Annotated in this window: 1 pseudogene; it reads right to left on the reverse strand. The window is 54.5% G+C overall.

Going from position 1 to position 966, the window contains the following annotated elements:
• A pseudogene (locus tag ACYVMZ_RS39340) lies at positions 1 to 966 on the reverse strand (hypothetical protein); the annotation flags it as partial.

Here is a 966-nt window from a genome sequence, read left to right on the forward strand (position 1 = left end):
GTTGCCGTTGGAGTCCTTGGTGGTGATGTGCGAAACAAGGTCTGTCTCGAAGTCACCGTTGCCCTTGTCGATCGTCGTCGTGTAGTCGGCCTCGCCGGCATCACTTGGCTTCAATGGGATGGTGGTGACGATGGTGGTAGGGTTGCCGTTGGAGTCCTTGGTGGTGATGTGGGAGACGAGGTCTGTCTCGAAGTCACCGTTGCCCTTGTCGATCGTCGTCGTGTAGTCGGCCTCGCCGCTCGGAGTGATGGTGGAGATAGTGGTGGTACCTGTACGGGTGACCCCATCCTCGCCCTCAGAAGGCGAGTAAGAGATCACAACCGTCTTGCTACTACCGTCGTCCTCCGTCACAGTGGTTGTCACAACTGGTGGCTGTGAGTAAGGTGGAGCAGACGTGTACACGCCGTCGCCTACCTGATCGAAGGAGGCCATCGTGGTGGTGTATGTAACAGTGTTACCGTCTGAATCAGTGGTGGTGATGTGGGAGACTACTTCTGTGATGGTGTGACCGTCGGAAGTAATGGTGGTGGTGTAGTCGGCCTCGCCGGCATCACTTGGCTTCAATGGGATGGTGGTGGTGATCGTGGTAGGCTTGCCGTCAGAGTCCTTGGTCGTGATGTGCGAAACAAGGTCTGTCTCGAAGTCACCGTTGCCCTTGTCGATCGTCGTCGTGTAGTCGGACTCTTCAATTTTCGATTTTGAATAACTTGAGGATGACGTATATGGAGCTTGTGCATCTATATAGTCACGTGTAGCGTTGAACAGAGTGCTGCTCGTAACAATATCGCCCTTCTCATCAGTGGTGATGAAGAACGAGATCCAGTCCGACTCAATGTAGTCCGACGCAGTGGTGGCTGTCACAGTCACCGGTGGAGGACTGTAGGTGGCCGTCGAGTTTGTCGTGATCAGACCCCCGAATTCATTGGTGGTCGTCCAGTAGCTGATGACCAGATACTCAGTCACTTC

The sequence above is a fragment of the Streptomyces deserti genome (genome assembly GCF_054782695.1).